This window comes from Leisingera sp. ANG59 (genome assembly GCF_013317235.1).
In the GTDB taxonomy this organism is placed as follows: Bacteria; Pseudomonadota; Alphaproteobacteria; order Rhodobacterales; family Rhodobacteraceae; genus Leisingera.
Genome location: NZ_WLCM01000002.1, coordinates 94,419 through 119,316, shown reverse-complemented (window position 1 = coordinate 119,316; position 24,898 = coordinate 94,419). Strand labels below are relative to the sequence as shown.

Here is a 24,898-nt window from a genome sequence, read left to right as displayed (position 1 = left end):
AGACATGCCCAAGGATAACGGCATCGGCGCCAGCCCCAAGCGGCGCGAGGACGTGCGGTTCCTGACAGGAGCCGGGAATTATACCGACGACATCAACGTGAACGGCCAGGCACATGTGCATTTCCTGCGCGCCGATGTGGCCCACGCGACCATCAACTCCATCGACACCAGTGCAGCCGAGGCGATGCCCGGCGTGGTGAAAATCTTCACCGGCGCCGATTTCGCCGAGGTCGGCGGCATCCCCTGCGGCTGGGGCGTCACCGACCGCCACGGCAACCCGCAGCAGGAGCCGCGCCATCCGATCATCGCGCATGATACGATCCGCCATGTGGGCGAGATCGTCGCCGCCGTGGTCGCCGACACGGTGGAACAGGCCCGCGATGCCGCCGAGGCGATCGAACTGGACCTCACGGACAAGCCGGTGGTGGTCGACATGGCCGCGGCATTGGCGGAGGACAGCGCCAAGGTGCATGAGGATCTCAGCTCAAATCTCTGCTATGACTGGGTGTTCGGCAATGACGACGACGACGCGGTGCAGGCGGCCTTTGACAGCGCCGCGCATGTGACCACGCTGGAGCTGGTCAACAACCGCTTGGTCGCCAACCCGATGGAGCCGCGTGTCGCCATCGGCGAATACAGCCGCGGCACCGATGAATACACGCTGCACACCACCAGCCAGAACCCGCATGTGATCCGCCTCTTGATGTGCGCCTTTGTGCTGGGCCTGCCTGAACACAAGGTCCGCGTGGTGGCCCCGGATGTGGGCGGCGGCTTCGGCTCCAAGATCTTCCACTACGCCGAGGAGGCGTTCTGCACCCATGCGGCCAAGGCTTGCGGGCGGCCGGTCAAATGGACCTCCACCCGGTCCGAGGCGTTCATCTCGGACGCTCATGGTCGCGACCATGTGACGAAGATCGAGCTGGCGCTGGACAGCAACAACAACTTCACCGCGCTGCGCACCAACACGATGGCCAATATGGGCGCGTATCTCTCGACCTTTGCCACCTCGGTGCCCAGCTACCTGCACGGCACCCTGATGGCGGGCAACTACAAGACGCCCATCGTGCAGGTGAACGTCAAGACCGTGTTCACCAACACGGTGCCGGTCGATGCCTACCGCGGGGCCGGGCGGCCGGAGGCGACCTATCAGCTGGAGCGCGTCATCGACAAGGCCGCGCGCGAGCTGGGTGTCGACCCGATTGCGCTGCGGCGGCAGAACTTCATCACCGAGTTTCCCTATGAAACCCCGGTGGCGCTGACCTATGACACCGGCGATTACGTCGCCACCATGGACAAGCTGGAGGAGATCGCCGATGTGGCTGGCTTTGCCGCCCGCCGTGCCGAGAGCGAGAAGAAGGGCAAGCTGCGCGGTCTGGGCGTCAACTGCTACATCGAGGCCTGCGGGATTGCACCCTCGAACATCGTCGGCATGCTGGGCGCGCGCGCGGGTCTGTATGACGCCGCCACCGTGCGGGTCAATGCCACCGGTTCCATCAGCGTGATGGTCGGGGCGCATGCGCACGGGCAGGGGCATGAGACCACCTTCCCGCAAGTGGTTGCCGACATGATCGGCATCGACGAAAGCATGGTCGACATCGTGCATGGCGACACCGGGCGGGTGCCGTTCGGCATGGGCACCTACGGCTCGCGCTCTATCGCGGTCTGCGGCTCGGCCATGGTGCGGGCGACAGAGAAGATCATCGCCAAGGCCAAGAAGATCGCCGCCCATCTGATGGAGGCCTCCGACGCCGACATCGAGCTGAAGGACGGCCAGTTTACCGTGGCGGGCACCGACAAGTCGGTGGCCTGGGGCGATGTCTGCCTGACGGCTTACGTCCCCCACAACTACCCGCTGGAGGAGCTGGAGCCGGGGCTGGAGGAAACCGCGTTCTATGACCCAGCCAACTTCACCTATCCGGCCGGCGCCTATGCCTGCGAGGTGGAGGTGGATCCCGACACCGGCAAGGTCACCATCGAACGGTTCTCGGCGGCGGATGACTTCGGCAATATCATCAATCCGATGATCGTTGACGGCCAGGTCCACGGCGGGCTGGGGCAGGGCATCGGCCAGGCGCTGCTGGAGAATGCGGCCTATGACGAGGACGGTCAGCTGCTGTCGGCGTCCTACATGGATTATGCGATGCCCAGGGCCGATGACGTGCCGTTCTACCAGGTGGACCATTCCTGCCAGACCCCCTGCACCCACAATCCCCTTGGGGTGAAAGGCTGCGGCGAGGCCGGCGCCATCGGCTCGCCGCCGGCAGTGGTCAACGCGGTGATCGACGCGCTGAAGTCGGGCGGCAAGAATGTCACCCATATCGACATGCCGCTGTCGCCCGCGCGGGTCTGGGCGGCGATGAATGGATGAGGTGTTCGCGGGGGCGCTGCCCCGCACCCCCGGGATATTTCCAGCCAGAAGAAGAGCCTGAGTGCTCTTTGGAAAGGAAAAGAAGATGTATGAATTCGAGTTCGAGAAGCCCTCAACCGTCGCCGAGGCCGTGGCCGCGCTGGCGGATGAGGACGCGCAGGCGCTGGGCGGCGGGCAAACGCTGATCCCGACGCTGAAGCAGCGGCTGGCGATGCCGTCGAAACTGGTCTCCCTCACCGGCATCCCGCAGCTGAAGGAGATAAGCGACAATGACGGCGTATTGACCATCGGTGGTGCCGTCACCCATGCCGCGGTGGCAGAGGCCGCAGCGGGCAGCTATCCGGCGCTGGCGGATCTGGCCGGCCACATCGGCGACCCGGCGGTCCGCAACCGCGGCACCATCGGCGGCTCGCTGGCCAACAATGACCCGGCGGCCTGTTATCCGGCGGCGGCGCTGGGCAGCGGCGCAACCATCGTCACCAACAGGCGCGAGATCACCGCCGATGAGTACTTCCAGGGCCTGTTCGAGACGGCGCTGGAGGAGGGCGAAATCATCACCGCGGTGCGTTTCCCGGTGCCGGAGAAGGCCAGCTATCAGAAGTTCCTGCAGCCTGCGTCCCGTTTCGCGCTGGTCGGCGTCTTCGTGGCCAAATACGCCGCCGGGGTGCGGGTGGCCGTGACCGGCGCGTCGGAGGAGGGCGTGTTCCGCTGGGCAGAGGCTGAGGCGGCGCTGGATGCCGATTTCGCCCCCGGTGCGCTGGACGGCCTCAGCGTCGATGCTGCCGGCATGATCGGCGATCTGCACGGCACCAAGGAATACCGCGCCCATCTGGCCGGTGTGATGGCGAAACGGGCGGTGGCCGCGGCGAGGTAGCCCGCAGCGGCGAGGCAACGATGCAGGCGCCGGTCTCCGGCGCCTGTTTCTGTCAGTGTTTCAGGTAGCCGGACATTTCCTCCAGCAGGTTCTGGGTCCTGCCGGACAATTCGCGGATCTCGGTGGCAATGACGGCAAATCCCTTGCCCATCTCGCCGATCCGCGCCGCCTCGATCGAGGCGTTGAAGGAAATGAACTTGATATTCTTGCCGACGCCTTCGGCGGTGGCGATGGTGGCCCGCATCTGCGCGTCGCGCTCTTCTTCGCGCTGCTGCTGCGCCTCGCGCAAGGTTTCCACCATGTCCTCGAGAAACTCCGATACTGCCGGTTCCAGCCGGTACAGGCAGAGGGCGGCCAGATCCGGCACCGCGCGCGCATGCGCCAGCACCGCGCCATCTGCGGCTGTCACCGCGTGATGCAGCGGCGACAGCAACTCCAGACAGGACTGGCGCTTGGCCTCCAGTTCGGCAGGCAGGGCATAGCTGCACTCCGCCAGCATAGCATCCAGCCTGCTGCCGAGCATGTCATGCGCGGAAGTGAGACGCTGCACCGACAGCGCCAGAACCTCCTCCGCGCTGGCACCGTCCGCCCCTTCCGGCACCTGCGCCAGCGCCAGCAGCGACAGGGCGGCGATGCGGCTGGGGCCGATGGCCAGGAAAGCGGTGTTCTGAACGTCGGTCAAGCTGGTCATGCGTCTGCTTTCAGTAAGGATGGCACCGGTATAGCGGGCAGGCGTTAAGGCAGCGCTAACTGAAGCAAAAGAAAACCCCGCAGGCGGCGGCCTGCGGGGCGGTGTCCGGCATCAGCGGTGCGCGGCTTATTTCTTGGCCAGCGGCCCGATCATCATGATCATCTGGCGGCCTTCCATCTTCGGCATGTTCTCGACCTTGCCGATTTCCTTGACGTCCTCGGCAACCCGCTCCAGCAGCTCGCGGCCCAGGTTCTGGTGCGCCATTTCGCGGCCGCGGAAACGCAGGGTGACCTTCACCTTGTCGCCGTGCTCCAGGAACTTGACGACATTGCGCATCTTCACATCGTAATCATGGGTGTCCGTGTTGGGGCGGAACTTGACCTCTTTGACCTCGATGATCTTCTGCTTCTTGCGGGCTTCGCTCTCGCGCTTCTGCTGTTCGTACTTGAACTTGCCAAAGTCCATGATCTTGCACACGGGCGGGTTGGCGTTGGGCGAGATTTCAACCAGATCAAGTCCGGCCTCTGCCGCCATGTCCATGGCTTTGGCCGGGTGAACAACCCCGACGTTTTCGCCATCGGCGCCGATCAGGCGGATTTCGGAGGCACGGATTTTTTCGTTGACGCGCGGGCCGGTGTCGCGTTGCGGCGGCGCGTTATGAGGTCTGCGGGCTATGACTGCGATCCTTCTGTCATTGCAAAAAGTGCGGGAACGCTACTGCCCCCGCGCATGTGATTCAAGCGTTATGGGCGGTATGGCGGCAGGAAAGGCGCTTTTCAAGGCCGCATGTTGCAAAAGGCCCGGAAAACAGATGCGAAACCGGCGCCGGCACCGGGCGAGGGGCGGCGCGCAACAGCCTGAAATTGCGCGATTGCGGCGGCCTTCCGCCAGTTTCGCGCGGATCTGCGGCGCGGCGCCGCCCGTGACGCATATATGCTAAACTTCCCCCTTGAGCTGTGCCCTTCGCAACGCCATCTGGCAGGGCAGATGCCGCATCAGCTGCGGCCCCGGCCCGGGCGGGCCGGCAGGAGTGAGGAGAAAGACCCATGAAACAGTTGTTGATCGTGCTGGCGCTGGGCGCCGCAGCAGTTGGAGCCTATGTGGTGGTCAGCCGCCAGGACGCGCAGGAGCCGGTCCCGGCTGAGGCGCCGGCGGTGCAGGAAGAGCAGAGCAGCACCGAGCCGGTAATCTCGGAAGAACCGGCGGCCGCGGCAGAGGAAGCGGCCGAGGACGCTGCTGAGGCGGTGGATGAGGCGGTTGAGGCCGGCGCCGAGGCCGCGGGTGCTGCCGTCGAGGCCGCGCAGGATGCGGTGAACGAGGCCGCCAGTGCAGTCACGGAAACCGTGGGCGACGCGATTGACAGCGCAGCTGAAGCGGCCGGGGACGCCACCGGCACTGCGGCGGATGCAGCGGCCACTGCGGTTGACAGCGCTGCGGATACCGCGGCCGGCGCGGCGGACGCCGCCACCGAAGCGGTGGACAGCGCAACTTCCGCAGCTGAGGAGCTGCTGAACCAGTCCGGCACTGCTGCAACCGGCACAACTGATGATGCCGCAACCGCGAGCGAGTGATCCAGCCGGCTGACAGGCACTGAACGCGAGAAGAAGGCGGCCGGATTCTCCTGGCCGCCTTTCTTGTATCACGGGATGGGGCCGGTGCGGCTGGCCGCGTCGGTTGGGACGGGTCAGTTGGGACGGGCCTGCGCCTGCTGGGCAAGCCGCGCCATATGGTCCAGCGGTGCCTGGGCCGCGGGCTGGTCAGCCGGAGACTGGGGCACCAGGAAGGACAGGAAGCTTTCCCAGCCGCCGCTGGCGCCGCCCTGCTTGCGGGCGCGCTGGATCTGCAGCTGCGCCACCGCGATCAGGTCCAGGGCCTTGCCGCCGTCGTAGTCCTTGCCGGTGAGGCCCGCCAAATGGCTGCGGAAGCGGTCGCCCATCGAATTCAAGAGCAGCATCGGCGCGGTCATCGCGTGGCCTGCCTGCACCAGCGCGTCGAACATCCGGTCGATGTCCTGCGGCGCCATGGCGCGCAGATCGAAACCGGCCTTGATGGCGGCAAGCTTTTCCGGGGTCGACGGCTGCACCTGGTCCGGGCGGTTCTGGAACCCGGTCAGCGCGGCGCGGACGCGGGCCTTGCCTGCTTCGGTTCTGACGGACTGAAAGACGGGCGCCTGCCCGGGGACCGGTTCGTTGTGCATCTGCTGCTGCTCCATTCTGGATCTCAGCAACCGGGATACCGATTCATCCCCAACAAATGATAAACGGGAGGCGGCAGCCTCCCGTCAAAACGGTGTCAAAATCAGGGCAGCCCGCAGGGGCGGCCCGGCGCCGGATCAGTCCAGGAACGCCTTTTCGACCACGAAGTGCGCCGGCTTGGAGTTGGCGCCTTCTTCCAGCCCGTAGGTGTTCTCAAAGAGGTCCTTGAGCTCCAGGTTGAAGGCCAGGTTGCCGCAGATCATCGCGCGGTCGGTGTCCGGGTTCAGCGGCGGCACGCCGAGATCGGAAAATGCCTCGCCGGAGCGCATCAGGTCAGTGATGCGGCCCATCTTCGGGCTCTCTTCGCGGGTGGTGGTCGGGTAGTATTTGATCTTCTTCCAGAAGCCTTCGCCGATCACCTCGTTCAGCAGCTCATCGTCCTTTAGGCTTTCGATCAGCTCGCGGCCATAGGTCAGCTCACCGGCCTCGCGGCAGGTGTGGGTGATGATCACCTCGTCGTAATCCTGATAGGTCTGCGGCTCGCGCAGCAGCGAGGCAAAGGGCGCAAAGCCGGTGCCGGTGGCAAAGAACCAGATCCGCTTGCCCGGCAGCAGCGCGTCATGCACCAGGGTGCCGACCGGCTTGGGGCGCAGGATGATCTCGTCGCCTTCCTGGATGTGCTGCAGCTTGGAGGTCAGCGGGCCGTCCTGCACCTTGATCGAGTAGAATTCCATTTCCTCGTCCCAGCTGGGGGAGGCGATGGAATAGGCGCGCAGCAGCGGTTTCTGCTTGCCGGTCTTGGGGTCCGGGTCGCCCATCAGGCCGATCATCACGAACTCGCCGGAGCGGAACCGCAGGGACGCAGGACGGGTGCAGCGGAAGGAGAACAGCCGGTCGGTCCAGTGTTTCACCTGGGTCACGGTCTGGGCGTCGGGCAGCGCCGGAACGGCCTTGGCCGGTTTCGGGTCGGTTGCGGTGTCGGTCACGGCGGTCATCTCATTCATCGGTTACTCTGCCGGAGGAGAAGCCGGCACCTCTGATTAGTCTTTGATACAGGTCAGGAAAACCCCCTGTTTTGCGAAACCGGCTCCGCGCTGAACGCAACGGAACCGGTCTGCGGGGGATCCCGGGTTCGGGTCTGGCTGGCTCAGCGGGCAGCGGTGCTGCCGCGCAGGCGGGCCTGATAGCTGTGGTCCTTCCAGTTGGCGCGGGCCAGCCACTGGTCCTCGGGCTGGCGGGCGGCGAGGTCGTCGCTCAGCTCCACCTCGTCAAAGCCGGAGCGGCGGGCCATGGCGTACTGGTCGGCGATCACATGGCCGAAGGCGCGCAGGCGGCCCTCATAGCCCTTCAGCCGCAACTGGCGGGCCAGGGTGAAGCCGCGGCCGTCCGCAAAGCTGGGGAATTGTACCCGCACCAGCTCCACGCCGTCCAGCGACACGTCGTTCAGATTGGCGTCCGAGGCCAGCTCCAGCACGTTGGCGCCGTCAAAGCCGCCGGTCCAGTCATCAGCGGCAAAGCCGGTGTCGGTCACGATAACAGTCATCTCACTCACGCTCCTGTGCGTACGAATTGGCCGTCCACCACGTGGATGCCGCATTCTTCCTTGTTTTCCCCGCGCCACCGGCCGGCGCGCGGGTCTTCGCCTTCCTTGACCGGGCTGGTGCAGGGCGCGCAGCCGATCGACGGGTAGCCCTTGGCCACCAGCGGATGGCGGGGCAGGCGGTTTTCGTCCATATAGGCGCGCACGTCCTCGGGCGCCCAGTGGGCCAGCGGGTTGATCTTGAGCCGCCCGGTGCCCTCTTCGACCTCGAAGAACTCCAGCGCGGCACGGGTGCCGGACTGGAACCGCTTGCGGCCGGTGATCCAGCCGTCGTAGTCCGCCAGCGCCTTTTGCAGCGGCACGGTTTTCCGCAGGGTGCAGCAGGCGTCCTTGTCGCTGAACTTGAGGGCCCCGTAGGGATCCTTCTCGGCGATATCGTCGGCGCGGATGATGCGCACATTGCGCAGGCCCAGCCGCTCGCTCACCTCCTGCTGATAGATCAGCGTTTCGGTGAACAGCAGTTCGGTGTCCACGAACACAACCGGCGTCATCGGGTCGATGATCGCGGCCATATGCAGGAGCACCACGGATTCCGCGCCGAAAGAGGAGACCAGGGCGATGTGCCCCGCGTCCCGCAATGCGCCCTCCATCACCGAGGTGGCCGAATGGTGGCGGAAGCGCGCGTTGAGCGCCTCCGCCTTGGCGGCCAGCTCCCGGTCCCGGAGAAGCTCGGCTTCCCCGGCGGGCTTGTTTCCGGCTGAATGGAACATCAGATCAGGCGACCTTTTTCTGAGCCTCGGGATACAGTGCTGCCTTGAACGGCTCCATGCCGATCCGGCGGTAGGTTTCGAGGAAGGTTTCCTCGGCGCTGTCACGCTGGGCCATGTAGACCTCGACGATCCGCTCCACGGCCGGAACAATCTCGTCATAGGCAAAGCCGGGGCCGGTGCGGGTGCCGATGGCAGCCGTCTCGGTGGCGTCGCCGCCCAGGGTGATCTGGTAGTTCTCGACGCCGGCGCGGTCCAGGCCCAGGATGCCGATATGGGCAACGTGGTGGTGGCCGCAGGCGTTGATGCAGCCCGAGATCTTGATCTGCAGATGGCCGATGTCGTGCTCCATCTTCAGCTCGTCAAAGCGGGTTGCGATCTCCTGCGCGACCGGGATCGAGCGGGCGGTCGCCAGCGCGCAGTAGTCCATGCCCGGGCAGGCGATGATGTCCGAGATCAGGCCGATGTTGGCGGTGGCCAGGCCGTGCGTCTTCAGCGTGGCGTGGATTGCCGGCAGGTCGTTCTTGTGGACATGCGGCAGGATCACGTTCTGCTGGTGGCTGATGCGCAGCTCGCCATAGGCGTACTGCTCGGCCAGGTCGGCCATCACCCGCATCTGCTCAGCGGTCGCGTCGCCCGGGGTCTGGCCATGCGCCTTGATCGAGATGGTGGCAATGGCGTGGCCCTCGGCGCGGTGCGCGTGCAGGTTGGTGTCGGCCCAGGCGCGGAACACCGGGTCGTTTGCATAAGCCGCATCGAACGCATCGGTCGGGGCGGAGCGGAACTCCGGCGCCTGGAAATGCGTCTTGATCTCTTCCAGCAGCTGCTGGTCGGTGCCGTCGTACTGGCCGCGGATCGCCATGAAGGCTTCCTCGGTCATCGCGCGGTAGGTGTCGATGCCGTTCTCGGAAACGGTGATCTTGATGCGCGCCTTGTACTTGTTGTCGCGGCGGCCCAGCACGTTGTAGACGGTCAGAACCGACTCCAGGTAGGGCAGCAGATCCGCCTGCGGCAGGAATTCGCGCAGCACCTGGCCGATCATCGGGGTGCGGCCCAGGCCGCCGCCGACGATGACCTTGAAGCCCACCTTGCCGTCCTGCTCCACCACCTGCAGGCCCACGTCATGCGCCTTGATCACGGCGCGGTCGGCGCTGCTGCCGGTGATGGCGATCTTGAACTTGCGGCCCAGGAACTGGAATTCCGGGTGGTCGGTCGACCACTGGCGGATCAGCTCGGCATAGGGGCGGGGATCGGTCAGCTCATCCGCGGCGGCACCGGCGAAATGGTCGGCGGTGGTGTTGCGGATGGTGTTGCCGGAGGTCTGGATGGCGTGCAGCCCGACCTCACCCAGCGCGTCCAGCATGTCCGGCAGGTCGCGCAGCTTGGGCCAGTTGTACTGGATGTTCTGGCGGGTGGTGAAATGGCCGTAGCCCTTGTCCCACTTCTCGGCCAGCAGCGCCAGGGTGCGCATCTGGTTCGGGTTCAGGGTGCCATAGGGGATCGCGACCCGCAGCATGTAGGCGTGCAGCTGCAGGTAGACGCCGTTCATCAGGCGCAGCGGCTTGAACTCATCCTCGGTGAGGGAGCCGTCGATGCGGCGCTCGACCTGGGCGCGGAACTGGGCGTTGCGTTCGGCCAGAAAGGCTTCGTCGAATTCATTGTACTTATACATTGGCTTCAGCCTCCTGTTTGCCGTGGAAGTAGTTCGAGGGGCCGGTGCGGCGGAATTCCTCGCGGAAGTGGGTCGGTTCAGGGCCGTTCGGGCCTGCCTTGGCGTCGGCCAGATAGGCGCCGACGATGCGGATGTTCTGCTTCTCCGCCTCGATCAGGCGCAGCTGGGCTTCGGCCTCATCGGTGATCAGCTCGGCCTCGGACAGGTTCCGGGTCCAGGTGTTGTCAGCGGTGAAATAGATCACGTCGCCCTCGAGCAGGTCGTTGGCGGTGATGACTTTGGGCGTAAAGGCGCGGGCCATTATGCAAGCTCCGTTTTGAGATCGTTCAGGGCTGCCGCCGCCTGGCGCGGGGCAAGGCCCAGGAATGTGAGGGCAGGGCCGTCAAAACCGGCCGCATCCAGGTCGGCAGGCAGGCGGTCCAGCGTTGTTTCCAGCACCCGCTGTTCGGGGCGGGAGGCGTTTTCGATGATGGTCACCGGCGTCGCGCGGTCGGCGCCGTGCATGATCAGGCGGCCCTGCACGAAGCGGGCGGATTTCTTGCCCATGTAGACGGCGGCAACCTCGCCCGGGCGCGCCAGTGCGGCCCAGTCGTGATCGGCAAAGCCGGTCATCGCGTGGCCGGTCAGGAACCGCACCGCGGTGTTGCGGCCGCGCTGGGTCAGGCTCTGGCCGATGGCAGCGGCGGCTGCGGAGGCGGCGGTGATGCCGGGGATGATGCTGTAGCTGATACCGGCTTCCTCGCAGGCGGTCAGCTCCTCATCCAGGCGGGCAAAGATCGCCGGGTCGCCGCCCTTGAGGCGCAGCACCTTCTTGCCTTGCTTGGCCAGTTCCACCAGGCGGGCATTGATGTCGGCCTGGGAGACCTGAGCGCCGAAACCTTCCTTGCCGGCGTCTTCCAGCACCGCCTGCGGGCCGGCCAGCGCCAGGATTTCATCGCTGACCAGGCGGTCGTGCAGGATCACGTCGGCGGCTTGCAGCGCGCGCAGGGCTTTCAGGGTCAGCAGCTCTGCATCGCCGGGGCCGGAGCCCGCAAAGCACACCTGGCCTGCAACCATACAGTCCATGCTGCCACGGGCGTGAGTGGCGGCATTGGCAGCATGTGTCGATGGTGCGGACATTCCTGTACCCTCTGAGTGCGTTTGACTTGAGGGTAGATATAGGAAATATTCCCGGTATTGCGCTATATAGGCGCAGAAATAAGAACATTGGTTTTGCCGCGGCGGGACATCGGGCCGATTGGTCCTCACATAAGGAGAAAACAGGAATGACGGTGCGGATCGACGGCACGGACCGGAAAATTCTGGCTGAACTGCAGCGCGACGCCAGCCAGTCGCTGGATGAAATAGCCCGCCGGGTTGGGTCTTCCAAGACCCCGGTGTGGAATCGCATCCGCAAGCTGAAGGAGGCCGGCGTGATCGGCCAGCAGACAGTGCTGCTGGACCCGGAGGCGCTGGGGTTCGAGGCCTGTTTCTTTGTCCTCATCCGCACCTCGGAGCATGAGGCGGAATGGCAGGCCAAGTTCCTGAAGGCGCTGCAGGAACGCCCCGAGGTGCAGGAGGCGCACCGGCTGGCGGGCGACATCGACTATATTTTGAAAGTGCGGGTGCAGAACGCGCGTGCTTATGACGTGTTCTACCAGGCGCTGATCTCAGAGGTGAAAGTGCACAATGTGACCGCGCTTTTGTCGATGGAAGAGATCAAGTCGACCACCATGCTGCCGCTGGGCAGCTAGAGGGCAGGGCGGGCGGCTTGCCGCCCCGGCTCTCACAGCGGCGGGCGCAGCAGCAGGTGGCGCCCGTCCTGCAGCCGCCAGGGGGATGTCTCGCCAGAGGCCGCCTCCGGCATCACGCCGATGTCGGCCAGCAGATGCGGAGATGTCTCCGTCAGCCGCTGCAGCTCGTTATGCGGCACCTGTACCGTTTCCGGGGATGCCGCACCATAAGGCTCAGCTTTTCTCAGTCCTGTCAGACCTGCAATCCAGCCAAGCACGCTGCGGGCTGGCGAGCCGTGGTGCCGGGCATCCGCTTTCTCACAGTATGCAGTCATGAAATTTCCTCCGTTCTGGCCTCTGAGAGATAGGGGCGGAGGGGGCTTGCGCGCAAACCAGTTAATCTCCACCATGGATCAGGAAAACTGACCCATGGTGATCTGATGCGCCTGCCGCCCCTAAACGCCCTGCGTGCCTTTGAGGCCGCCGCCCGCCATCAGGGCTTCATCGCCGCCGCGGAGGAACTGTTCGTCACGCGCGGCGCTGTCAGCCGCCAGGTGAAGATTCTGGAGGAGCACATCGGCGTGCCGCTGTTCCACCGCAATGCCCGCGGGGTGGAGCTGACGGCGGCGGGGCGGCGGCTTTATCCGGTGCTGACAGAGGCTTTTGCGAAGATGCTGCACGAGGTGGAGCGGATCGCGGCGGATGCGTCCGAGCTGCGGGTGATCTGCCCGCCGACGCTGTCGATCCGCTGGCTGCTGCCGCAACTGGAGCAGTTCCGCGCCGCGCATCCGGAGATCAAGCTTCAGCTGACCACGGATTTCTACAGCAGCAAGGGGTTTCGGGCGGCGGAATACGATCTGGGTATTTCCGTTGAAAACCGCGTCGGGCGGCCGCCGGAGATCGAGGTGCTGCCGCTGTTCGAAATGGTCCTCGCCCCGGCCTGCGCCCCGTCGCTGCTGCCGGCACTGGCTGCCGGGCCGGAAGCACTGGCCGGGCAGCGGCTGCTGCATGAAAGCCCGCGCCGCCGCGACTGGCCGGCCTGGGTGCAGCACTTCGGGGTGGAGCAGGTAGACCCGGCCAGCGGCGAGGCGTTCCCCAACCTGGATATGGCCACCCGGGCGGCGGTGATGGGGGCCGGGGTGGTGATGGCGGATCTGGTCCTGTGCCAGGAGGAACTGGCCCGCGGTGATCTGGTGCTGCCGTTCCCCGGCATGACCTGCGGCACCCCGGACGGGGCTTACGCGCTGATCGGCGAGCGGCAGAAATGGAACGACCCCAAGGTGGCCGCGTTCCGGGACTGGCTGCTGGACGGCCCCTGCACGGCGGCGCTGTCGGCCCTGCCGGAGTGAGAACGAGGCCCGGGCAGGCGGGGCGGGAGAGGGAAGGGGGCGCTGCCCCCTCGGCGCCGGGGCGCCTCACCCCCGGAGTATTTTGCCAAAGGTGAAAAGGGGGCGCTGCGCCGCGGCAGCGGCGCCCGGCCCAACTGCGCCAGGGGATCTGTGATCCCTGCAGCGCTGGCGGGAGCGCCCCAGTCCTCAGGTGCGGGTTACCAGCAGCCGCGTCAGGCCGTGGAAGTGGTAGCTGTTGCTGTATTCCGGCTCTGCCGCCAGCTTCAGGTCCGGGCAGCGCTCGAACAGGACCGGCAGCGCGATCTGCATCTCCAGCCGCGCCAGCGGCGCGCCGACGCAGAAATGCAGGCCGCCGCCGAAGCTCTTGTTCACCTTCGGCGGCCGGGCCGGGTCGAAATGGTGCGGATCGTCCAGCGCCTTGGGATCGCGGTTGGCGGCGCCCAGCAGCAAGGCCACCTGATCGCCGCGCTGGAAAGTATGGCCGAAGACCTCAGCCTCCTCATAGGCGTAGCGGGTGAACATGTGCAAAGGCGGGTCGAAGCGCAGGATTTCCTCCACCAGCCCCTCGATCCCCTCCGGTGCCAGCCAGCCCGGCTGCCAGCCCTGCTGCAGCATCGTCTTCACGCCGTTGCCCAGCGAATGCACGGTGGCCTCGTGGCCGGCGTTCAACAGCAGGATGCAGGTGCCGATCAGCTCATCGGTGGAGAGCTTGTCGCCTTCCTCCTCCGCCGCGATCAGCCGGGTGATCAGGTCGTCGCGGGGATCGCTGCGGCGCTGTTCGATGTAGCCGCGCAGGAAATCGGTGAATTCCTGCGAGGCGTTTGCGGCGGCGTGCTCGGTCGCCTCGGTGCGCGCGGCCTGGTACATCGCCACGATCTTGTGCGACCAGTCCACGAGATTGGCGCCCATCTCTTCCGGCACCCCCAGCAGGCGGCAGATGGTGATCACCGGCACCTGGGTGCAATAGGCATCCAGCAGATCGAAGGGCTGGTCCGGGAAGGCGTCGATCAGCTGGTGGCACAGATCCTTGATGCCGGGCTCCAGCGCCGCAATCTCGCGCGAGGTGAAGGCGCGCAGCACCAGGCGGCGCAGGCGGGTGTGGCGGGGCGGCTCGGCATCGAGCATCGAATGCGCCTCCACCGCCAGGAAGGGGGCGAGATGGGCGGGGCCGTCCGTGCGCAGCTCGTCCGGCACCTCGCGGCCGAAGCGGCGGTCGCGCAGCAGCATATGCACGGCGGCATGGCCGAAGGCGGCAACCATGCCGTAGTCCTGCCAATGGTGGAGCTGCCCTTCGGCCTGCGCGGCGGCATAGAAGGGATAGGGGTCCTGCACAAAGGCGGGATCGGTGGGGGATTGGGATAAAGTCTTCATATACCGGTTGTTGCCGTTGCATCTGGTCAATGCAAGGGGCGCTTTGATAACGTGCCGCAATGAAAACACAGCACTTCCTTCGCTGGAGCCTGCCTGCCGGGTTCCTTTTGGCCGTGGCGGCATTGGCGCTTGCGGTCTGGTCTTATGGCTACCGCCAGGCGCTGGACAGCCTGGCAGAGCGCAGCGCGGCGGATCTGGCGCTGGCGTCGGACCGCGTTAGCACCCAGCTGCAGGTCTATCAGGAGCTGGCTGTGCTGACTGCAGAGCACCCGGTTCTGGCGGATCTTTCCACACCCGCAGCACGGGACAGCGCGGCAGCGCTGCTGCGCGCGGTCGCTGACAAGACCGCGGCGCTGGATGTGTTCTTTGCCGCGGCGGACGGCCGGGTGCTGGCGGCCGCCGAAGGGGTGACCGGCGCCAGCGTGGCGCAGGAGGACTATTTCGTCCGGGCAACGCAGGGCGCATTGGGCACCGGCCACGGGGTGCTGCAGCCCGAGGAAGGGCGCGCGTATTTCTATGCCGCCCCGGCCTTTGGCCCGGATGGCGGGGTGCGGGGCGCCCTGGTGGTGGTCGCCGACGTGGAGGATGTGGAGCAGACCTGGCGCGGCTCCTTGCCGGCGGTGTTCTTTACCGACGAGGGCGGCGAGGTGTTCATCGCCAACCGGTCGGAGCTGCTGTTCTGGCGGCGCGGCGCTGACGGGCAGAGCCCGCGCGTGACCGGCCGGGAGTATTATGCAGGGCACGAGATCTGGTCCCTGCAGGGCAGCCCCTATCTGCCCGCCCGGGCGCTGCATCTGACGGTCGGACTGCCGGTCATCGGCATGACCGGGGAAATCCTGGTGGACGTGGCGCCGGCCCGGCGGATCGCGCTGTTGCAGGCGGCGGCGCTGGCGGCGGTGTGCCTGGCCTTCGGCGCCATGCTTTTCATCGTGATGGAGCGGCGGCGCACCCTGGCGGAGGCCAACGCGGTGCTGGAAAGCCGGGTCGAGCAGCGCACCCGCGACCTGTCGGCGGCCAACACCCGGCTGCGCCGCGAGGTGCGCGAGCGGGAGGAGGCTAAGGCCGCCCTGAAGCGGGCGCAGCAGGAACTGGTGCAGGCGGGCAAGCTGTCGGCGCTCGGCCAGATGTCGGCGGGCATCAGCCATGAGCTGAACCAGCCCTTGATGGCGATCCAGCAATATGCCGAGAACGGCGCCGCCTTCCTGCAGCGCGGCAAGGCGGAGCGCACCGGCGAGAACCTGGGCCGGATCGCCGATATGGCGGCGCGGATGGCGCGGATCATCAAGAACCTGCGCGCCTTTGCCCGCAATGAGAGCGAGCCGATGGGGCAGGTCGATCTGGTGCAGGTGATCGACGCCGCGGTGGAGCTGACGATGCCGCGGCTGAAAGCGGACCGCATCGACCTGCGCTGGAATGCGGCGGCCTGCGGCGGACCGGTCCATGCCTGGGGCGGCGAGGTGCGGCTGACGCAGGTGTTCGTGAACCTGATCAACAACGCCGCCGACGCCATGCAGGGGCAGGTGGAGAAGGTGATCTCGATCTCCATCGATACCGGCCCGCGGCTGCTGGTGCGGGTGCAGGACAGCGGCCCTGGCATCAAGGAGCCGGAGAAGATGTTCGATCCGTTCTATTCGACCAAGGCGGTGGGCAGTTCCGAGGGCATGGGGCTGGGGCTGTCGATCTCCTACGGGCTGGTGCAGAGCTTTGGCGGCAATATCCGCGGCGCCAACACCGGCGGCGGCGCGGTGTTCACGGTGGAGCTGGAGCCGTGGCGCGAGGATGACGAGAAGGGGGATGCCGCATGACCCGCAAGGTGCTCTTGGTGGATGACGACGCGGCAGTGCGCGAGGCGCTGGCGCAGACGCTGGAGCTGAACGACCTCGATGTGGTGGCCTGCGGGTCGTTTGTGGCGGCGAAGGATCACATCACCCCGGCCTTCGAGGGCATTATCGTCTCTGATATCCGGATGCCGGGGCGGGACGGGTTTCATCTGCTGGACTATGCCCGCGGCGCCGACGAGGAGCTGCCGGTGGTGCTGCTGACCGGCGAGGGCGACATTCCGATGGCGGTGAAGGCGATGTCGCAGGGCGCCTTTGATTTCCTGGAAAAACCCTGCGCGCCGGCCGATTTCCTGCCGGTGCTGGAGCGCGCCTTGAAAACCCGGGCGCTGGTGCTGGAGAACCGGCGGCTGAAGCACCAGCTGGAGACCGGAGACCCGGCGGCGCGGCTCTTGTTCGGGACCTCGCCGCAGGCCAAGGAAATGCGCCAGCGGGTGCGGGCGGTGGCGCCGACCGGGGCAGAGGTGCTGGTCACCGGCGCGCCCGGCAGCGGTATTTCCAAAGTGGCGGAGGTTATCCACCTGATGTCGCCGGCCGCGCAAGGCCCGTTTGTGAAACGCCCGGCCGCCGGGCTGGCGGCAGAGACGGTGGCGGAGCTGTGCCAGGAGGCGGCGGGCGGCTCGCTGTTTCTGGATGAGGTGCAGGCGCTGACGGAAGCGGCGCAATACGCGCTGCTGGCGCAGCTGGAGCAGGGCGGCGGGGTGCGGATCATTGCGGGCTCCAGTGCTGATCTGGCGGAGCTGGCGCAGTCGGGCCGGTTCAGCGCCGATCTGTTTTACCGGCTGGATGTGATGCGGGTGCGGATCCCCTCGCTGGCGGAGCGGCCCGGCGACATCCCGGTGCTGTTCCGCCATTACGTGGCGCAGGCGGCAGAGCAGGCGGGGATCGAGGCGCCGGAGATTTCACAAGAGCATCTGGCGGCGCTGATGGCGCAGGACTGGCCGGGCAATGCGCGGTCACTGATGTCGGCGGCGATGCGGTTTGTGCTGGGGATGCCGGAAGAGGCCTCGGCTGCGGCCGGCCTGGGGCTGGCGGAGCAGATGGCGCAGGTGGAGCGGTCGCTGCTGATCGCGGCGCTGGGCCGTGCCAACGGGCGCGCGGCTGCGGCCGCGGAAGCCCTGAAGCTGCCGCGCAAGACATTTTACGATAAGCTGGCCCGCTATGGCATCCGGCCCGAGGATTACCGCCGCTGAGGGCGCTGGGGCAGGGGCCTTGCGGTTCGTTCTGTCCGGCGCTGAGGCCGGGATAGTCAAGGAGGCGGCGCCGCCGGGAAGCCCTGGGGTGGGCCGTGGGCGGAGGGAGGACGGGGGTCGCAAGCCCCCATGTCCGCTGAAGCCTTCGGTGCGGGACGCCCCTGCACCCAATGAGGAGGTGGTCTCGGGGGCCCTGTGATCTCCTGTTGGTGCGGGGTGTCAGTCCGCACCGGTGTCGCGACGGGAATGAGTATCGCAGGCCCGGGTTAAGGAGCGGCAAGCGGTGCGTACGGCGGGGGCGCAACACCCCGGGCTTGTCTCTGTAGGGTGGGCGATTCCGCCCACCGTTCGCGGTTACAGTTTGGCGTTGGTTGGTGGGCAGATTGCCCACCCTACGGGAGAGGGCCTCCCGAAACGATTCCCGTAAATCTGTCAGGCGCTAACATTTGTGCGGATTTCCGCACAAAGCCCGGAATGCCCTGTGCGGGTTTTCGCACAGCTTGCTGCAGGCACATCGCGGGCGCATTTTTGCAGGTCCGTAAGCCTATGCAAAATTGCGGAAAATCCCGTGCCGCCGTGATTCTCGAATCAATTCTTGAGCGGTTTTCCGCAACTTGGGATGCTCTTGCCAGGCCTCAGCCCTGCGCTGAGCGCACCATCGGATTTACAGACGATTTTTCTGGGAGGAAAAGACCATGAAATTCCTGACAACCGCCGCCACCGCACTGGCTCTGGCCGTTTCCGCAGGCGCCGCAAGCGCGGCTTGTGACGATGGCGAGATCGTGGTGAAGTTCAGCCACGTCACCAACACCGACAAGCACCCCAAGGGGATTGCTGCGGCGCTGCTGGAAAAGCGTGTGAACGAAGAGATGAATGGCACCATGTGCATGGAGGTCTATCCGAACTCCACCCTGTACAATGACAACAAGGTGCTGGAAGCGATGCTGCAGGGCGACGTGCAGCTGGCAGCGCCGAGCCTGTCGAAGTTCGAGAAGTTCACCAAGCAGTTCCGCCTGTTCGACCTGCCGTTCATGTTCAAGAGCATCGAAGCCGTGGATGCCTTCCAGGCCTCCGAGACCGGCCAGGAGATGCTGAACTCGATGCAGCGCCGCGGGTTGCAGGGCCTGGCCTACTGGCACAACGGCATGAAGCAGATGTCCGCGAACAAGCCGCTGGTGGAGCCGTCTGACGCCAACGGGCTGAAGTTCCGCGTGCAATCCTCGGACGTGCTGGTGGCGCAGATGGAAGCGATCGGCGGCTCGCCCCAGAAGATGGCGTTCTCGGAAGTCTACGGCGCGCTTCAGCAGGGAGTTGTGGACGGCCAGGAGAACACCTGGTCCAACATCTACGGCAAGAAGTTCTTTGAGGTGCAGGACGGCATCACCGAGACCAATCACGGCGCGCTGGATTACCTGGTGGTGACCTCCGTCGACTGGCTGGACAGCCTGGAGCCCGAGGTGCGCGACCAGTTCCTGACCATCCTGAACGAGGTGACCGCGGTGCGCAACGCCGAGTCGACCAAGGTGAACGGCGAGGCCAAGCAGGCGATCATCGATGCCGGCGGCGTGGTGCGCGAGCTGACCCCCGAGCAGCGCGCGGCCTGGGTCGAGGCGATGAAGCCGGTCTGGGAGAAATTCGCAGGCGACGTCGGCCAGGAGAAGATCGACGCGGCGCAAGCCATCAACGCGGGCCTGTAAGACAGGACTGCCCGGGAGGCCCGCTTGAGGGGCCTCCTGACCGCGGGCGGCGCGGGGATCCGCCGCCTGCACCCCTTTCCGCAAAACTTGGGAGGCAGCCATGGCGGGGTCCAGAACCGGCCCGAGCGGGCTTATCAACTCACTCGAAGAAACCCTGATCGCGCTCCTCCTGGGGCTGATGACGGCGATAACATTCGCCAATGTGATCGCGCGCTTCGTGTTTAATTCCAACATTCTGTGGGCGCTGGAGCTGACCGTGTTCCTGTTCGCCTGGCTGGTGCTTCTGGGCGCGTCCTATGCGGTCAAGGCCCATGCGCATCTGGGCGTCGATGCCATTGTCAACATGCTGGCGCCCGGCGCGCGCCGCGCTGTCGGGCTGTTTGCCGCCGGATGCTGCATCGTGTTTTCGCTGCTCTTGCTGAAGGGCGCTTATGACTACTGGGCGGTGTTTGCCGACTTGCCGCCCACCTCGGGCCGCTGGTTCCCGACCGGGTTCGACATGAAGGCCCGCTCGCAGAGTTTCTATGAGGTGCAGGACGTGCCGATGGTCGCGGTGTTCAAGTTCCTGGAAGACCTGATCAACTACGGCGATTCCTACGAGAAGCTGCCGAAGGTTGTGCCTTATGTGGTGCTGCCGGTGTCGATGCTCTTGCTGGTGTTCCGCTTCATCCAGGCAGCGTTCCAGATTTTCCGCGGCGAGGCGGACCGGCTGGTCGCCAGCCATGAGGTCGAAGATGAAATTGCAGAAGTGCAGGCGCAGCGCGGGGAGCATGACTGATGGAAGTGGTAATCCTCTTTGCGATGGTGATCGGCCTGCTGCTGATCGGGGTGCCGATTGCGGTGTCGCTGGGCCTCAGCTCGACCATCTTCCTGCTGATCTATTCCGACAGCTCGCTGGCGAGCGTGGCAGGCACGCTGTTTGAGGCCTTCGAGGGGCATTTCACCCTGCTGGCGATTCCGTTCTTCATCCTGGCGTCCAGTTTCATGACCACCGGCGGTGTGGCGCGGCGGATCATCCGCTTCTCCATCGCCTGCGTCGGCCATCTGCCGGGCGGTCTGGCAATTGCGGGCGTCTTTGCCTGCATGCTGTTTGCCGCGCTGTCCGGCTCCTCGCCTGCCACCGTTGTGGCCATCGGCTCCATCGTGATCGCGGGCATGCGGCAGGTGGGCTACACCAAGGAATTCGCGGCTGGCGTGATCTGTAACGCAGGGACACTGGGCATCCTGATCCCTCCGTCGATCGTGATGGTGGTCTATGCGGCGGCGGTCGAGGTTTCCGTCGGGCGGATGTTCCTGGCGGGCGTCATCCCGGGCCTGCTGGCGGGTCTCTTTCTGATGGTCACCATCTATGTGATGGCCAAGGTCAAGAACCTGCCCAAGGGCGAGTGGAAGGGCTGGGGCGAGATCATCACCTCGGGCCGCGAGGCCGGCTGGGGGCTGTTCCTTATCGTGATCATCCTGGGCGGCATCTACGGCGGCATCTTCACCCCGACCGAGGCGGCGGCGGTGGCGGCGGTCTATGCCTTCCTGATCGCCTCCTTTGTCTACAAGGACATGGGGCCGCTGTCGAACGGCGACGGCGAAGCCAAGACGCCGCTGATCAAGAAGCCCTATGCGCTGGTCACGGCGTTCTTCCACAGCGACACCAAGCACACGCTGTTCGAGGCGGGCAAGCTGACCGTGACCCTGCTGTTCGTGATCGCCAACGCACTGATCCTGAAGCATGTGCTGACGGATGAGCAGGTGCCGCAGCATATCGCCAACGCAATGCTGTCGGCAGGCTTCGGTCCCATCATGTTCCTGGTGGTGGTGAACGTGATCCTGCTGATCGGCGGCCAGTTCATGGAACCTTCGGGCCTCCTGGTCATCGTCGCACCGCTGGTGTTCCCGATTGCCATCGAGCTGGGCATCGACCCGATCCACCTGGGCATCATCATGGTGGTCAACATGGAGATCGGCATGATCMCCCCGCCGGTCGGCCTCAACCTGTTTGTGACCTCGGGTGTTGCGGGGATGCCGATGATGGGGGTGGTGCGGGCCGCACTTCCGTTCCTGGCGGTGCTGTTCGTGTTCCTGATCCTGATCACCTACGTGCCGTGGCTGTCGACGGTGTTGCCAAATGCAGTGATGGGGCCGGAGATCATCACGAACTAGGCGAGTTCGCAAAAAGAAAACGCCCCGGAGTTCCGGGGCGTTTTTCGTTTCAGGGCAGGGGCGCTGCCCCTCTTGTCCCTTCGGGCCAATTCACCCCGGAGTGTTTAGGCAAAGAAGAAAACTGATTGGCTTCATCTTTCCTGAAAATACTCAAATCCGAAGCCTGCGCCGCAGGGCGCCGGTCAGCTGGCTTCCAGCGCGGCGATGATCGGGGAGAAATCCGCGGCCTTGAGGCTGGCGCCGCCCACAAGCGCTCCGTCGACGTTGGAGACGGCGAAGATTTCAGAAGCGTTGGACGGCTTGACCGAGCCGCCGTAGAGCAGGCGGATGCTGTCCGCGGTTTCCGCGCCGAAGCGGGCGGTGAGCTCGGCGCGCAGGAAATCGTGGACTTCGGCGATCTGCTCCAGCGTCGGGACCTTGCCGGTGCCGATGGCCCAGACCGGTTCATAGGCGATCACGGTGTTGGCGCCGGTGGCCGAGGCAGGGACAGAGCCTGCCAGTTGGGTGCCGGCCACTTTCAGCGTGTCGCCGGCCTCGCGTTCCGCCAGGGTTTCGCCGATGCAAATAACGGCAGTGAGGCCCTCGCCGATGGCGGCCTCAGCCTTGGCGCAGACCTGCGCGTCGCTTTCGCCGTGGTCGGCGCGGCGTTCGGAGTGGCCGAGGATCACGGCAGAGGCGCCTGCGTCCTTCAGCATCGCGGCCGACAGATCGCCGGTGTGGGCGCCGTCAGGCTTGGCGTGGCAGTCCTGGCCGCCGATGGCGACGACGCTGCCCCGGGCGGTGTCCGCGGCGCGCGACAGCAGGGTGGCAGGCGGGCAGATCAGGATGTCAGCGGCGGGGGCGCCGTGGCTTTCGGCCAGCACCGCCAGTTCAGCGAGGTTTTCGCCGGTGCCGTTCATCTTCCAATTGCCTGCTGCCAGTTTCCGCCGCATGGGGGTGCCTCCGAATGTGCTGTTTGGGCGTGACTGGTAGCACCGGCGGCGGGGCGGCGCAATTCGCTTGCGCGCCGGTCTGAAAAGCAAAAGGGCGGGAAAAGCCCCGCCCGGTATTTTCCTGCCGCTGGAGCGCCGGATCAGGTGCCGGGCGCTTCCTTGAAGGAAATCGACTCGCCGCAGCCGCAGGCCTCGGCGACGTTGGGGTTGTTGAACTTGAAGCCGCTTTCCAGGAGCGTCACCTCATAGTCGATCTCAGTCCCGAACAGGAACATCTGCGCCATTGGCGCGATCAGGATGCGGGCGCCGTCCTGTTCGACCACCTCGTCATTGGGGTCGGCCTGGTCGACGTATTCCATGGTGTATTCCATGCCCGCGCAGCCGCCCTTCTTGACGCCGATGCGCAGGCCGGCGCGGCCGTCCTTTTCCATCAGCCTGGCGATCTGGGCCGCAGCCTTGGGCGTCATGGTCACCGCCTGTTTGCCGGGAATGCCGAACATGTATGTCTCCTTGCGCTTACCCTGTTATCTAGGATGGCTGCCGGGGCGGCTCAACCCCGGATGCGACAGGGAAATGATAACATATACCTGTCATGCAGAATTAAAAGAGGCCGCCTCCTGGGCAGGGAGGCGGCCGGTGATGGGGTCCGTCATAGGGGGGGACGGTGGTCAGAGCCCCATGCAGTTCGCGTAGAAGGTGGTGGTGGCGGGCCAGTCGGAGAACACGCCCTCAACCCCCACGTCCTGGGCCAGCACGTCCAGGAGCTGGTAGTACATGCTGTCATCGGCGGTCAGATCGGAGACGGACTGGAAGTACCAGCCGCCGCCTGTGGCCAGCGGGCCGGAGCGTTCCAGCGTCCAGGTGATCAGCTTGAGACCGGCGGCCTTGGCCTCCTTGGCATAAGCCGAGGGGACGGTCTTGCCATTCTCAGCAGTGACCAGCATCCACATCGGCGGGGCGATGTAGTTGACGCCCTTGGCGTGCAGCGCGGCAAAGTCATGCGGGAAGGTTGCCGGGTTATTGTGGTCGAAGCCTTCGAGGTCGTAGCTGGCGTCGAGGAACACCGCCTGCTTGCCGAACTCCGGTTCGTTTTCGATCCAGTAGAGAACGTCATCCAGGTTGAAGCTTTGCGCCCAGACGTCGGAGGCGGGGATGCCGGCGGATCTGTATTCGTCGATCAGCTTTTGCGCGTAGTCGGCCTGGCTGAAGCCGTTGAAAGGCATCTCCACCGCCGGGCTTTTCAGCTCCGGGGTGAATTTGGCGCCAAGCGATTTGAACAGTTCGATCGATTCCGCGTGGGTCATGCTGGTTGCGTCGCCGGCAAACAGGGTGGACCGCCAGCCGGCGGTGCCGCCCTGGTAGGCCTCGGCGGTCAGGGCCGTTGTGTCGGCGCTGTCCATCTTGGGCTGCAGGCTGCGGAACTCGGCCAGGGTGATTTCAGAGGTGCGGCACTCGGCAGCGGCGGGCGTTTCACCGTCCGCCGGGGTGAAAGGGGTGACGCAGGTGCCCGCCAGATCCGTAGTCAGGATGTTGGTGGTGGTGTGCAGGTCGTTCTGGGCGTGGCGGCAGACCAGCTCCAGATCCTTGGTGAAGGTGACGTCGCATTCCAGGATGCCAGCGCCCATCTGCGCGGCGGCGATGTTGGATTCGGCGGTGTGCTCCGGGAACATCAGCGGCGCGCCGCGGTGGCCGATGGAGAAGTCCGTGCGCTGGGGCGTCTGGCCGAGGCAGGACTGCAGTTTGTCCTTCAGCGCGCCCTCGGGCAGCTTGGAGATCAGATAGGCGGGGCGGGGGCCGTAGCTGAGGCCCGCATCCGCCGCCACGGGCGGATTGCCGGCAAAGGCGGCGGTGGACACAAGCAGGGCAGCTGCCGCGGGCAGAGCAAGGCGCATTGGAAAATTCTCCGGATGGTCAAAATTTGCGCCGAGATAACCGCGCGAATGTAACAGCCGGATTGCGCCCGTATGACGGGCGCATCAAATTCCCATGACAACTGGTGCGGGGTTACATGAAGCCCAGTTCGAGGCGCGCCTCGTCGGACATCATCTCCATCCCCCAGGGCGGCTCCCAGGTGAGTTCGACATCGACGCTCTTGACGCCCGGCACCGGAGACACCGCATCGACCAGCCAGCCCGGCATCTCGCCTGCCACCGGGCAGCCCGGCGCGGTCAGGGTCATGATGATCTTCACGTCGTTCTCGTCATTGATGTCGATGGTGTAGACCAGGCCCAGCTCGTAAATGTTCACCGGGATTTCCGGGTCATAGACGGTGCGGCAGGCATCGGTCACAGCTTCGTACAGCGGGTGGCTGACGGAGGAGGGGGCGATCAGAGGGGCGCCTTCGAGCGGTTCGGCAGGGTTGGTCATGAGGATCCCGGTTCTATTTTCCGACGGTTTATATAGGGAATATGCGCCCCGGCGTCCAGAGGCGGCGGTCATGGCAGGGCCGGGGAAATATGCCTCACGCCGATGTGACAATTTGATTTGGGGCTGCACCCGCTCTAAATTGTGAGTCCCCCGCGATGTTTTTGTAAAGGCTGCCAGA

25 protein-coding genes are annotated in these 24,898 nt (G+C 65.6%); 10 read left to right on the top strand and 15 right to left on the bottom strand.

Annotated elements, in window-relative coordinates:
* Positions 1-4 precede the first annotated feature (4 nt).
* Together GKC28_RS02510 and GKC28_RS02505 are read left to right on the top strand one after the other, a co-directional pair.
* Entirely contained in the window at positions 5-2,368 is a 2,364-nt protein-coding gene (locus GKC28_RS02510; protein ID WP_174144958.1) for a xanthine dehydrogenase family protein molybdopterin-binding subunit, read from the top strand.
* 85 nt (positions 2,369-2,453) lie between these two features.
* Complete coding sequence (locus GKC28_RS02505; RefSeq protein ID WP_174144957.1) at positions 2,454-3,242, top strand: xanthine dehydrogenase family protein subunit M; 789 nt, start codon at positions 2,454-2,456, stop codon at positions 3,240-3,242.
* Between the two features lie 52 nt (positions 3,243-3,294).
* Here the strand turns inward: GKC28_RS02505 and GKC28_RS26690 are convergent, their stop codons facing one another.
* Together GKC28_RS26690 and infC are read right to left on the bottom strand one after the other, a co-directional pair.
* Positions 3,295-3,933: a methyl-accepting chemotaxis protein gene (locus tag GKC28_RS26690; protein WP_174144956.1), complete on the bottom strand. Its 639-nt coding sequence runs from the start codon at positions 3,931-3,933 to the stop codon at positions 3,295-3,297.
* Between the two features lie 126 nt (positions 3,934-4,059).
* On the bottom strand, positions 4,060-4,608 hold the full coding sequence (gene infC, locus GKC28_RS02495; RefSeq protein WP_174145088.1) for a translation initiation factor IF-3: 549 nt from the start codon (positions 4,606-4,608) through the stop codon (positions 4,060-4,062).
* Positions 4,609-4,979: 371 nt separating this feature from the next.
* On the opposite strand from infC, the gene GKC28_RS02490 reads away from it, so the two are divergent.
* Entirely contained in the window at positions 4,980-5,504 is a 525-nt protein-coding gene (locus GKC28_RS02490) for a hypothetical protein (RefSeq protein WP_174144955.1), read from the top strand.
* 113 nt (positions 5,505-5,617) lie between these two features.
* Here GKC28_RS02490 and GKC28_RS02485 read toward each other — a convergent pair whose 3' ends face one another.
* The 7 genes from GKC28_RS02485 to cobA form a co-directional block, all read right to left on the bottom strand.
* Positions 5,618-6,130 (bottom strand): hypothetical protein, encoded by a 513-nt coding sequence (locus GKC28_RS02485; RefSeq protein WP_254604131.1) that lies wholly within the window; start codon positions 6,128-6,130, stop codon positions 5,618-5,620.
* Positions 6,131-6,265: 135 nt separating this feature from the next.
* Entirely contained in the window at positions 6,266-7,132 is an 867-nt protein-coding gene (locus GKC28_RS02480) for a ferredoxin--NADP reductase (RefSeq protein WP_174144953.1), read from the bottom strand.
* 143 nt (positions 7,133-7,275) lie between these two features.
* The gene (locus tag GKC28_RS02475) at positions 7,276-7,671 is read right to left on the bottom strand and encodes a DUF934 domain-containing protein (RefSeq protein ID WP_174144952.1); all 396 of its coding nucleotides are present in this window, start codon (positions 7,669-7,671) and stop codon (positions 7,276-7,278) included.
* A gap of 5 nt (positions 7,672-7,676) precedes the next feature.
* Positions 7,677-8,438: a phosphoadenylyl-sulfate reductase gene (locus tag GKC28_RS02470; protein ID WP_174144951.1), complete on the bottom strand. Its 762-nt coding sequence runs from the start codon at positions 8,436-8,438 to the stop codon at positions 7,677-7,679.
* A gap of 4 nt (positions 8,439-8,442) precedes the next feature.
* A complete protein-coding gene (locus GKC28_RS02465; RefSeq protein WP_174144950.1) occupies positions 8,443-10,107 on the bottom strand; it encodes a nitrite/sulfite reductase in 1,665 nt (554 codons plus the stop codon).
* Positions 10,100-10,408 carry a DUF2849 domain-containing protein gene (locus GKC28_RS02460; protein WP_174144949.1) on the bottom strand — a complete coding sequence of 103 codons (309 nt, stop codon included), beginning with the start codon at positions 10,406-10,408 and terminating at the stop codon, positions 10,100-10,102. The genes GKC28_RS02465 and GKC28_RS02460 overlap by 8 nt, the downstream gene beginning before the upstream one ends.
* Positions 10,408-11,163, bottom strand: coding sequence for a uroporphyrinogen-III C-methyltransferase (gene cobA / locus GKC28_RS02455; RefSeq protein ID WP_174145087.1), 756 nt, complete (start codon positions 11,161-11,163; stop codon positions 10,408-10,410). Before cobA ends, GKC28_RS02460 begins: the two co-directional genes overlap by 1 nt.
* Positions 11,164-11,372: 209 nt before the next feature.
* On the opposite strand from cobA, the gene GKC28_RS02450 reads away from it, so the two are divergent.
* Complete coding sequence (locus GKC28_RS02450; protein WP_174144948.1) at positions 11,373-11,840, top strand: Lrp/AsnC family transcriptional regulator; 468 nt, start codon at positions 11,373-11,375, stop codon at positions 11,838-11,840.
* A gap of 32 nt (positions 11,841-11,872) precedes the next feature.
* Here GKC28_RS02450 and GKC28_RS02445 read toward each other — a convergent pair whose 3' ends face one another.
* On the bottom strand, positions 11,873-12,154 hold the full coding sequence (locus GKC28_RS02445; RefSeq protein WP_174144947.1) for a hypothetical protein: 282 nt from the start codon (positions 12,152-12,154) through the stop codon (positions 11,873-11,875).
* A 105-nt stretch (positions 12,155-12,259) separates the two neighbouring features.
* On the opposite strand from GKC28_RS02445, the gene GKC28_RS02440 reads away from it, so the two are divergent.
* Positions 12,260-13,168, top strand: coding sequence for a LysR substrate-binding domain-containing protein (locus tag GKC28_RS02440; RefSeq protein WP_174144946.1), 909 nt, complete (start codon positions 12,260-12,262; stop codon positions 13,166-13,168).
* Positions 13,169-13,354: 186 nt separating this feature from the next.
* Here GKC28_RS02440 and GKC28_RS02435 read toward each other — a convergent pair whose 3' ends face one another.
* On the bottom strand, positions 13,355-14,539 hold the full coding sequence (locus tag GKC28_RS02435) for a cytochrome P450 (RefSeq protein WP_174144945.1): 1,185 nt from the start codon (positions 14,537-14,539) through the stop codon (positions 13,355-13,357).
* Between the two features lie 59 nt (positions 14,540-14,598).
* Between GKC28_RS02435 and GKC28_RS02430 the strand changes: the two genes are divergently transcribed.
* The 5 genes from GKC28_RS02430 to GKC28_RS02410 all read left to right on the top strand — a co-directional run bounded on the left by GKC28_RS02430 (position 14,599) and on the right by GKC28_RS02410 (position 21,421).
* On the top strand, positions 14,599-16,344 hold the full coding sequence (locus GKC28_RS02430; protein WP_174144944.1) for an ATP-binding protein: 1,746 nt from the start codon (positions 14,599-14,601) through the stop codon (positions 16,342-16,344).
* Positions 16,341-17,570 carry a sigma-54 dependent transcriptional regulator gene (locus GKC28_RS02425; RefSeq protein WP_174144943.1) on the top strand — a complete coding sequence of 410 codons (1,230 nt, stop codon included), beginning with the start codon at positions 16,341-16,343 and terminating at the stop codon, positions 17,568-17,570. The genes GKC28_RS02430 and GKC28_RS02425 overlap by 4 nt, the downstream gene beginning before the upstream one ends.
* A 695-nt stretch (positions 17,571-18,265) precedes the next feature.
* Positions 18,266-19,267, top strand: a complete 1,002-nt coding sequence (locus tag GKC28_RS02420) for a DctP family TRAP transporter solute-binding subunit (protein WP_174144942.1) — start codon at positions 18,266-18,268, stop codon at positions 19,265-19,267.
* 100 nt (positions 19,268-19,367) lie between these two features.
* Entirely contained in the window at positions 19,368-20,045 is a 678-nt protein-coding gene (locus tag GKC28_RS02415) for a TRAP transporter small permease (RefSeq protein ID WP_174144941.1), read from the top strand.
* Positions 20,045-21,421, top strand: coding sequence for a TRAP transporter large permease (locus tag GKC28_RS02410; RefSeq protein WP_174144940.1), 1,377 nt, complete (start codon positions 20,045-20,047; stop codon positions 21,419-21,421). Before GKC28_RS02415 ends, GKC28_RS02410 begins: the two co-directional genes overlap by 1 nt.
* 182 nt (positions 21,422-21,603) lie before the next feature.
* Here the strand turns inward: GKC28_RS02410 and tpiA are convergent, their stop codons facing one another.
* The 4 genes from tpiA to GKC28_RS02390 all read right to left on the bottom strand — a co-directional run bounded on the left by tpiA (position 21,604) and on the right by GKC28_RS02390 (position 24,720).
* Positions 21,604-22,353 (bottom strand): triose-phosphate isomerase, encoded by a 750-nt coding sequence (gene tpiA, locus GKC28_RS02405; protein WP_174144939.1) that lies wholly within the window; start codon positions 22,351-22,353, stop codon positions 21,604-21,606.
* A 140-nt stretch (positions 22,354-22,493) separates the two neighbouring features.
* On the bottom strand, positions 22,494-22,853 hold the full coding sequence (locus GKC28_RS02400) for an iron-sulfur cluster assembly accessory protein (protein WP_174144938.1): 360 nt from the start codon (positions 22,851-22,853) through the stop codon (positions 22,494-22,496).
* A gap of 168 nt (positions 22,854-23,021) precedes the next feature.
* Positions 23,022-24,245 carry a glycerophosphodiester phosphodiesterase family protein gene (locus GKC28_RS02395; RefSeq protein WP_174144937.1) on the bottom strand — a complete coding sequence of 408 codons (1,224 nt, stop codon included), beginning with the start codon at positions 24,243-24,245 and terminating at the stop codon, positions 23,022-23,024.
* 112 nt (positions 24,246-24,357) lie between these two features.
* The gene (locus tag GKC28_RS02390; RefSeq protein WP_174144936.1) at positions 24,358-24,720 is read right to left on the bottom strand and encodes an SUF system Fe-S cluster assembly protein; all 363 of its coding nucleotides are present in this window, start codon (positions 24,718-24,720) and stop codon (positions 24,358-24,360) included.
* Positions 24,721-24,898: the final 178 nt, after the last annotated feature.

Excerpts from the sequence above, each read along its gene's own strand:
- GKC28_RS02510 (WP_174144958.1), top strand. The coding sequence starts at position 5 with ATGCCCAAGGATAACGGCATCGGCGCCAGCCCCAAGCGGCGCGAGGAC.
- GKC28_RS02505 (WP_174144957.1), top strand. The coding sequence starts at position 2,454 with ATGTATGAATTCGAGTTCGAGAAGCCCTCAACCGTCGCCGAGGCCGTG.
- GKC28_RS26690 (WP_174144956.1), bottom strand. The coding sequence starts at position 3,933 with ATGACCAGCTTGACCGACGTTCAGAACACCGCTTTCCTGGCCATCGGC.
- GKC28_RS02490 (WP_174144955.1), top strand. The coding sequence starts at position 4,980 with ATGAAACAGTTGTTGATCGTGCTGGCGCTGGGCGCCGCAGCAGTTGGA.
- GKC28_RS02485 (WP_254604131.1), bottom strand. The coding sequence starts at position 6,130 with ATGCACAACGAACCGGTCCCCGGGCAGGCGCCCGTCTTTCAGTCCGTC.
- GKC28_RS02480 (WP_174144953.1), bottom strand. The coding sequence starts at position 7,132 with ATGAATGAGATGACCGCCGTGACCGACACCGCAACCGACCCGAAACCG.
- GKC28_RS02475 (WP_174144952.1), bottom strand. The coding sequence starts at position 7,671 with ATGACTGTTATCGTGACCGACACCGGCTTTGCCGCTGATGACTGGACC.
- GKC28_RS02470 (WP_174144951.1), bottom strand. The coding sequence starts at position 8,438 with ATGTTCCATTCAGCCGGAAACAAGCCCGCCGGGGAAGCCGAGCTTCTC.
- GKC28_RS02465 (WP_174144950.1), bottom strand. The coding sequence starts at position 10,107 with ATGTATAAGTACAATGAATTCGACGAAGCCTTTCTGGCCGAACGCAAC.
- GKC28_RS02460 (WP_174144949.1), bottom strand. The coding sequence starts at position 10,408 with ATGGCCCGCGCCTTTACGCCCAAAGTCATCACCGCCAACGACCTGCTC.
- cobA (WP_174145087.1), bottom strand. The coding sequence starts at position 11,163 with ATGGTTGCAGGCCAGGTGTGCTTTGCGGGCTCCGGCCCCGGCGATGCA.
- GKC28_RS02450 (WP_174144948.1), top strand. The coding sequence starts at position 11,373 with ATGACGGTGCGGATCGACGGCACGGACCGGAAAATTCTGGCTGAACTG.
- GKC28_RS02445 (WP_174144947.1), bottom strand. The coding sequence starts at position 12,154 with ATGACTGCATACTGTGAGAAAGCGGATGCCCGGCACCACGGCTCGCCA.
- GKC28_RS02440 (WP_174144946.1), top strand. The coding sequence starts at position 12,260 with ATGCGCCTGCCGCCCCTAAACGCCCTGCGTGCCTTTGAGGCCGCCGCC.
- GKC28_RS02435 (WP_174144945.1), bottom strand. The coding sequence starts at position 14,539 with ATGAAGACTTTATCCCAATCCCCCACCGATCCCGCCTTTGTGCAGGAC.
- GKC28_RS02430 (WP_174144944.1), top strand. The coding sequence starts at position 14,599 with ATGAAAACACAGCACTTCCTTCGCTGGAGCCTGCCTGCCGGGTTCCTT.
- GKC28_RS02425 (WP_174144943.1), top strand. The coding sequence starts at position 16,341 with ATGACCCGCAAGGTGCTCTTGGTGGATGACGACGCGGCAGTGCGCGAG.
- GKC28_RS02420 (WP_174144942.1), top strand. The coding sequence starts at position 18,266 with ATGAAATTCCTGACAACCGCCGCCACCGCACTGGCTCTGGCCGTTTCC.
- GKC28_RS02415 (WP_174144941.1), top strand. The coding sequence starts at position 19,368 with ATGGCGGGGTCCAGAACCGGCCCGAGCGGGCTTATCAACTCACTCGAA.
- tpiA (WP_174144939.1), bottom strand. The coding sequence starts at position 22,353 with ATGCGGCGGAAACTGGCAGCAGGCAATTGGAAGATGAACGGCACCGGC.
- GKC28_RS02400 (WP_174144938.1), bottom strand. The coding sequence starts at position 22,853 with ATGTTCGGCATTCCCGGCAAACAGGCGGTGACCATGACGCCCAAGGCT.
- GKC28_RS02395 (WP_174144937.1), bottom strand. The coding sequence starts at position 24,245 with ATGCGCCTTGCTCTGCCCGCGGCAGCTGCCCTGCTTGTGTCCACCGCC.
- GKC28_RS02390 (WP_174144936.1), bottom strand. The coding sequence starts at position 24,720 with ATGACCAACCCTGCCGAACCGCTCGAAGGCGCCCCTCTGATCGCCCCC.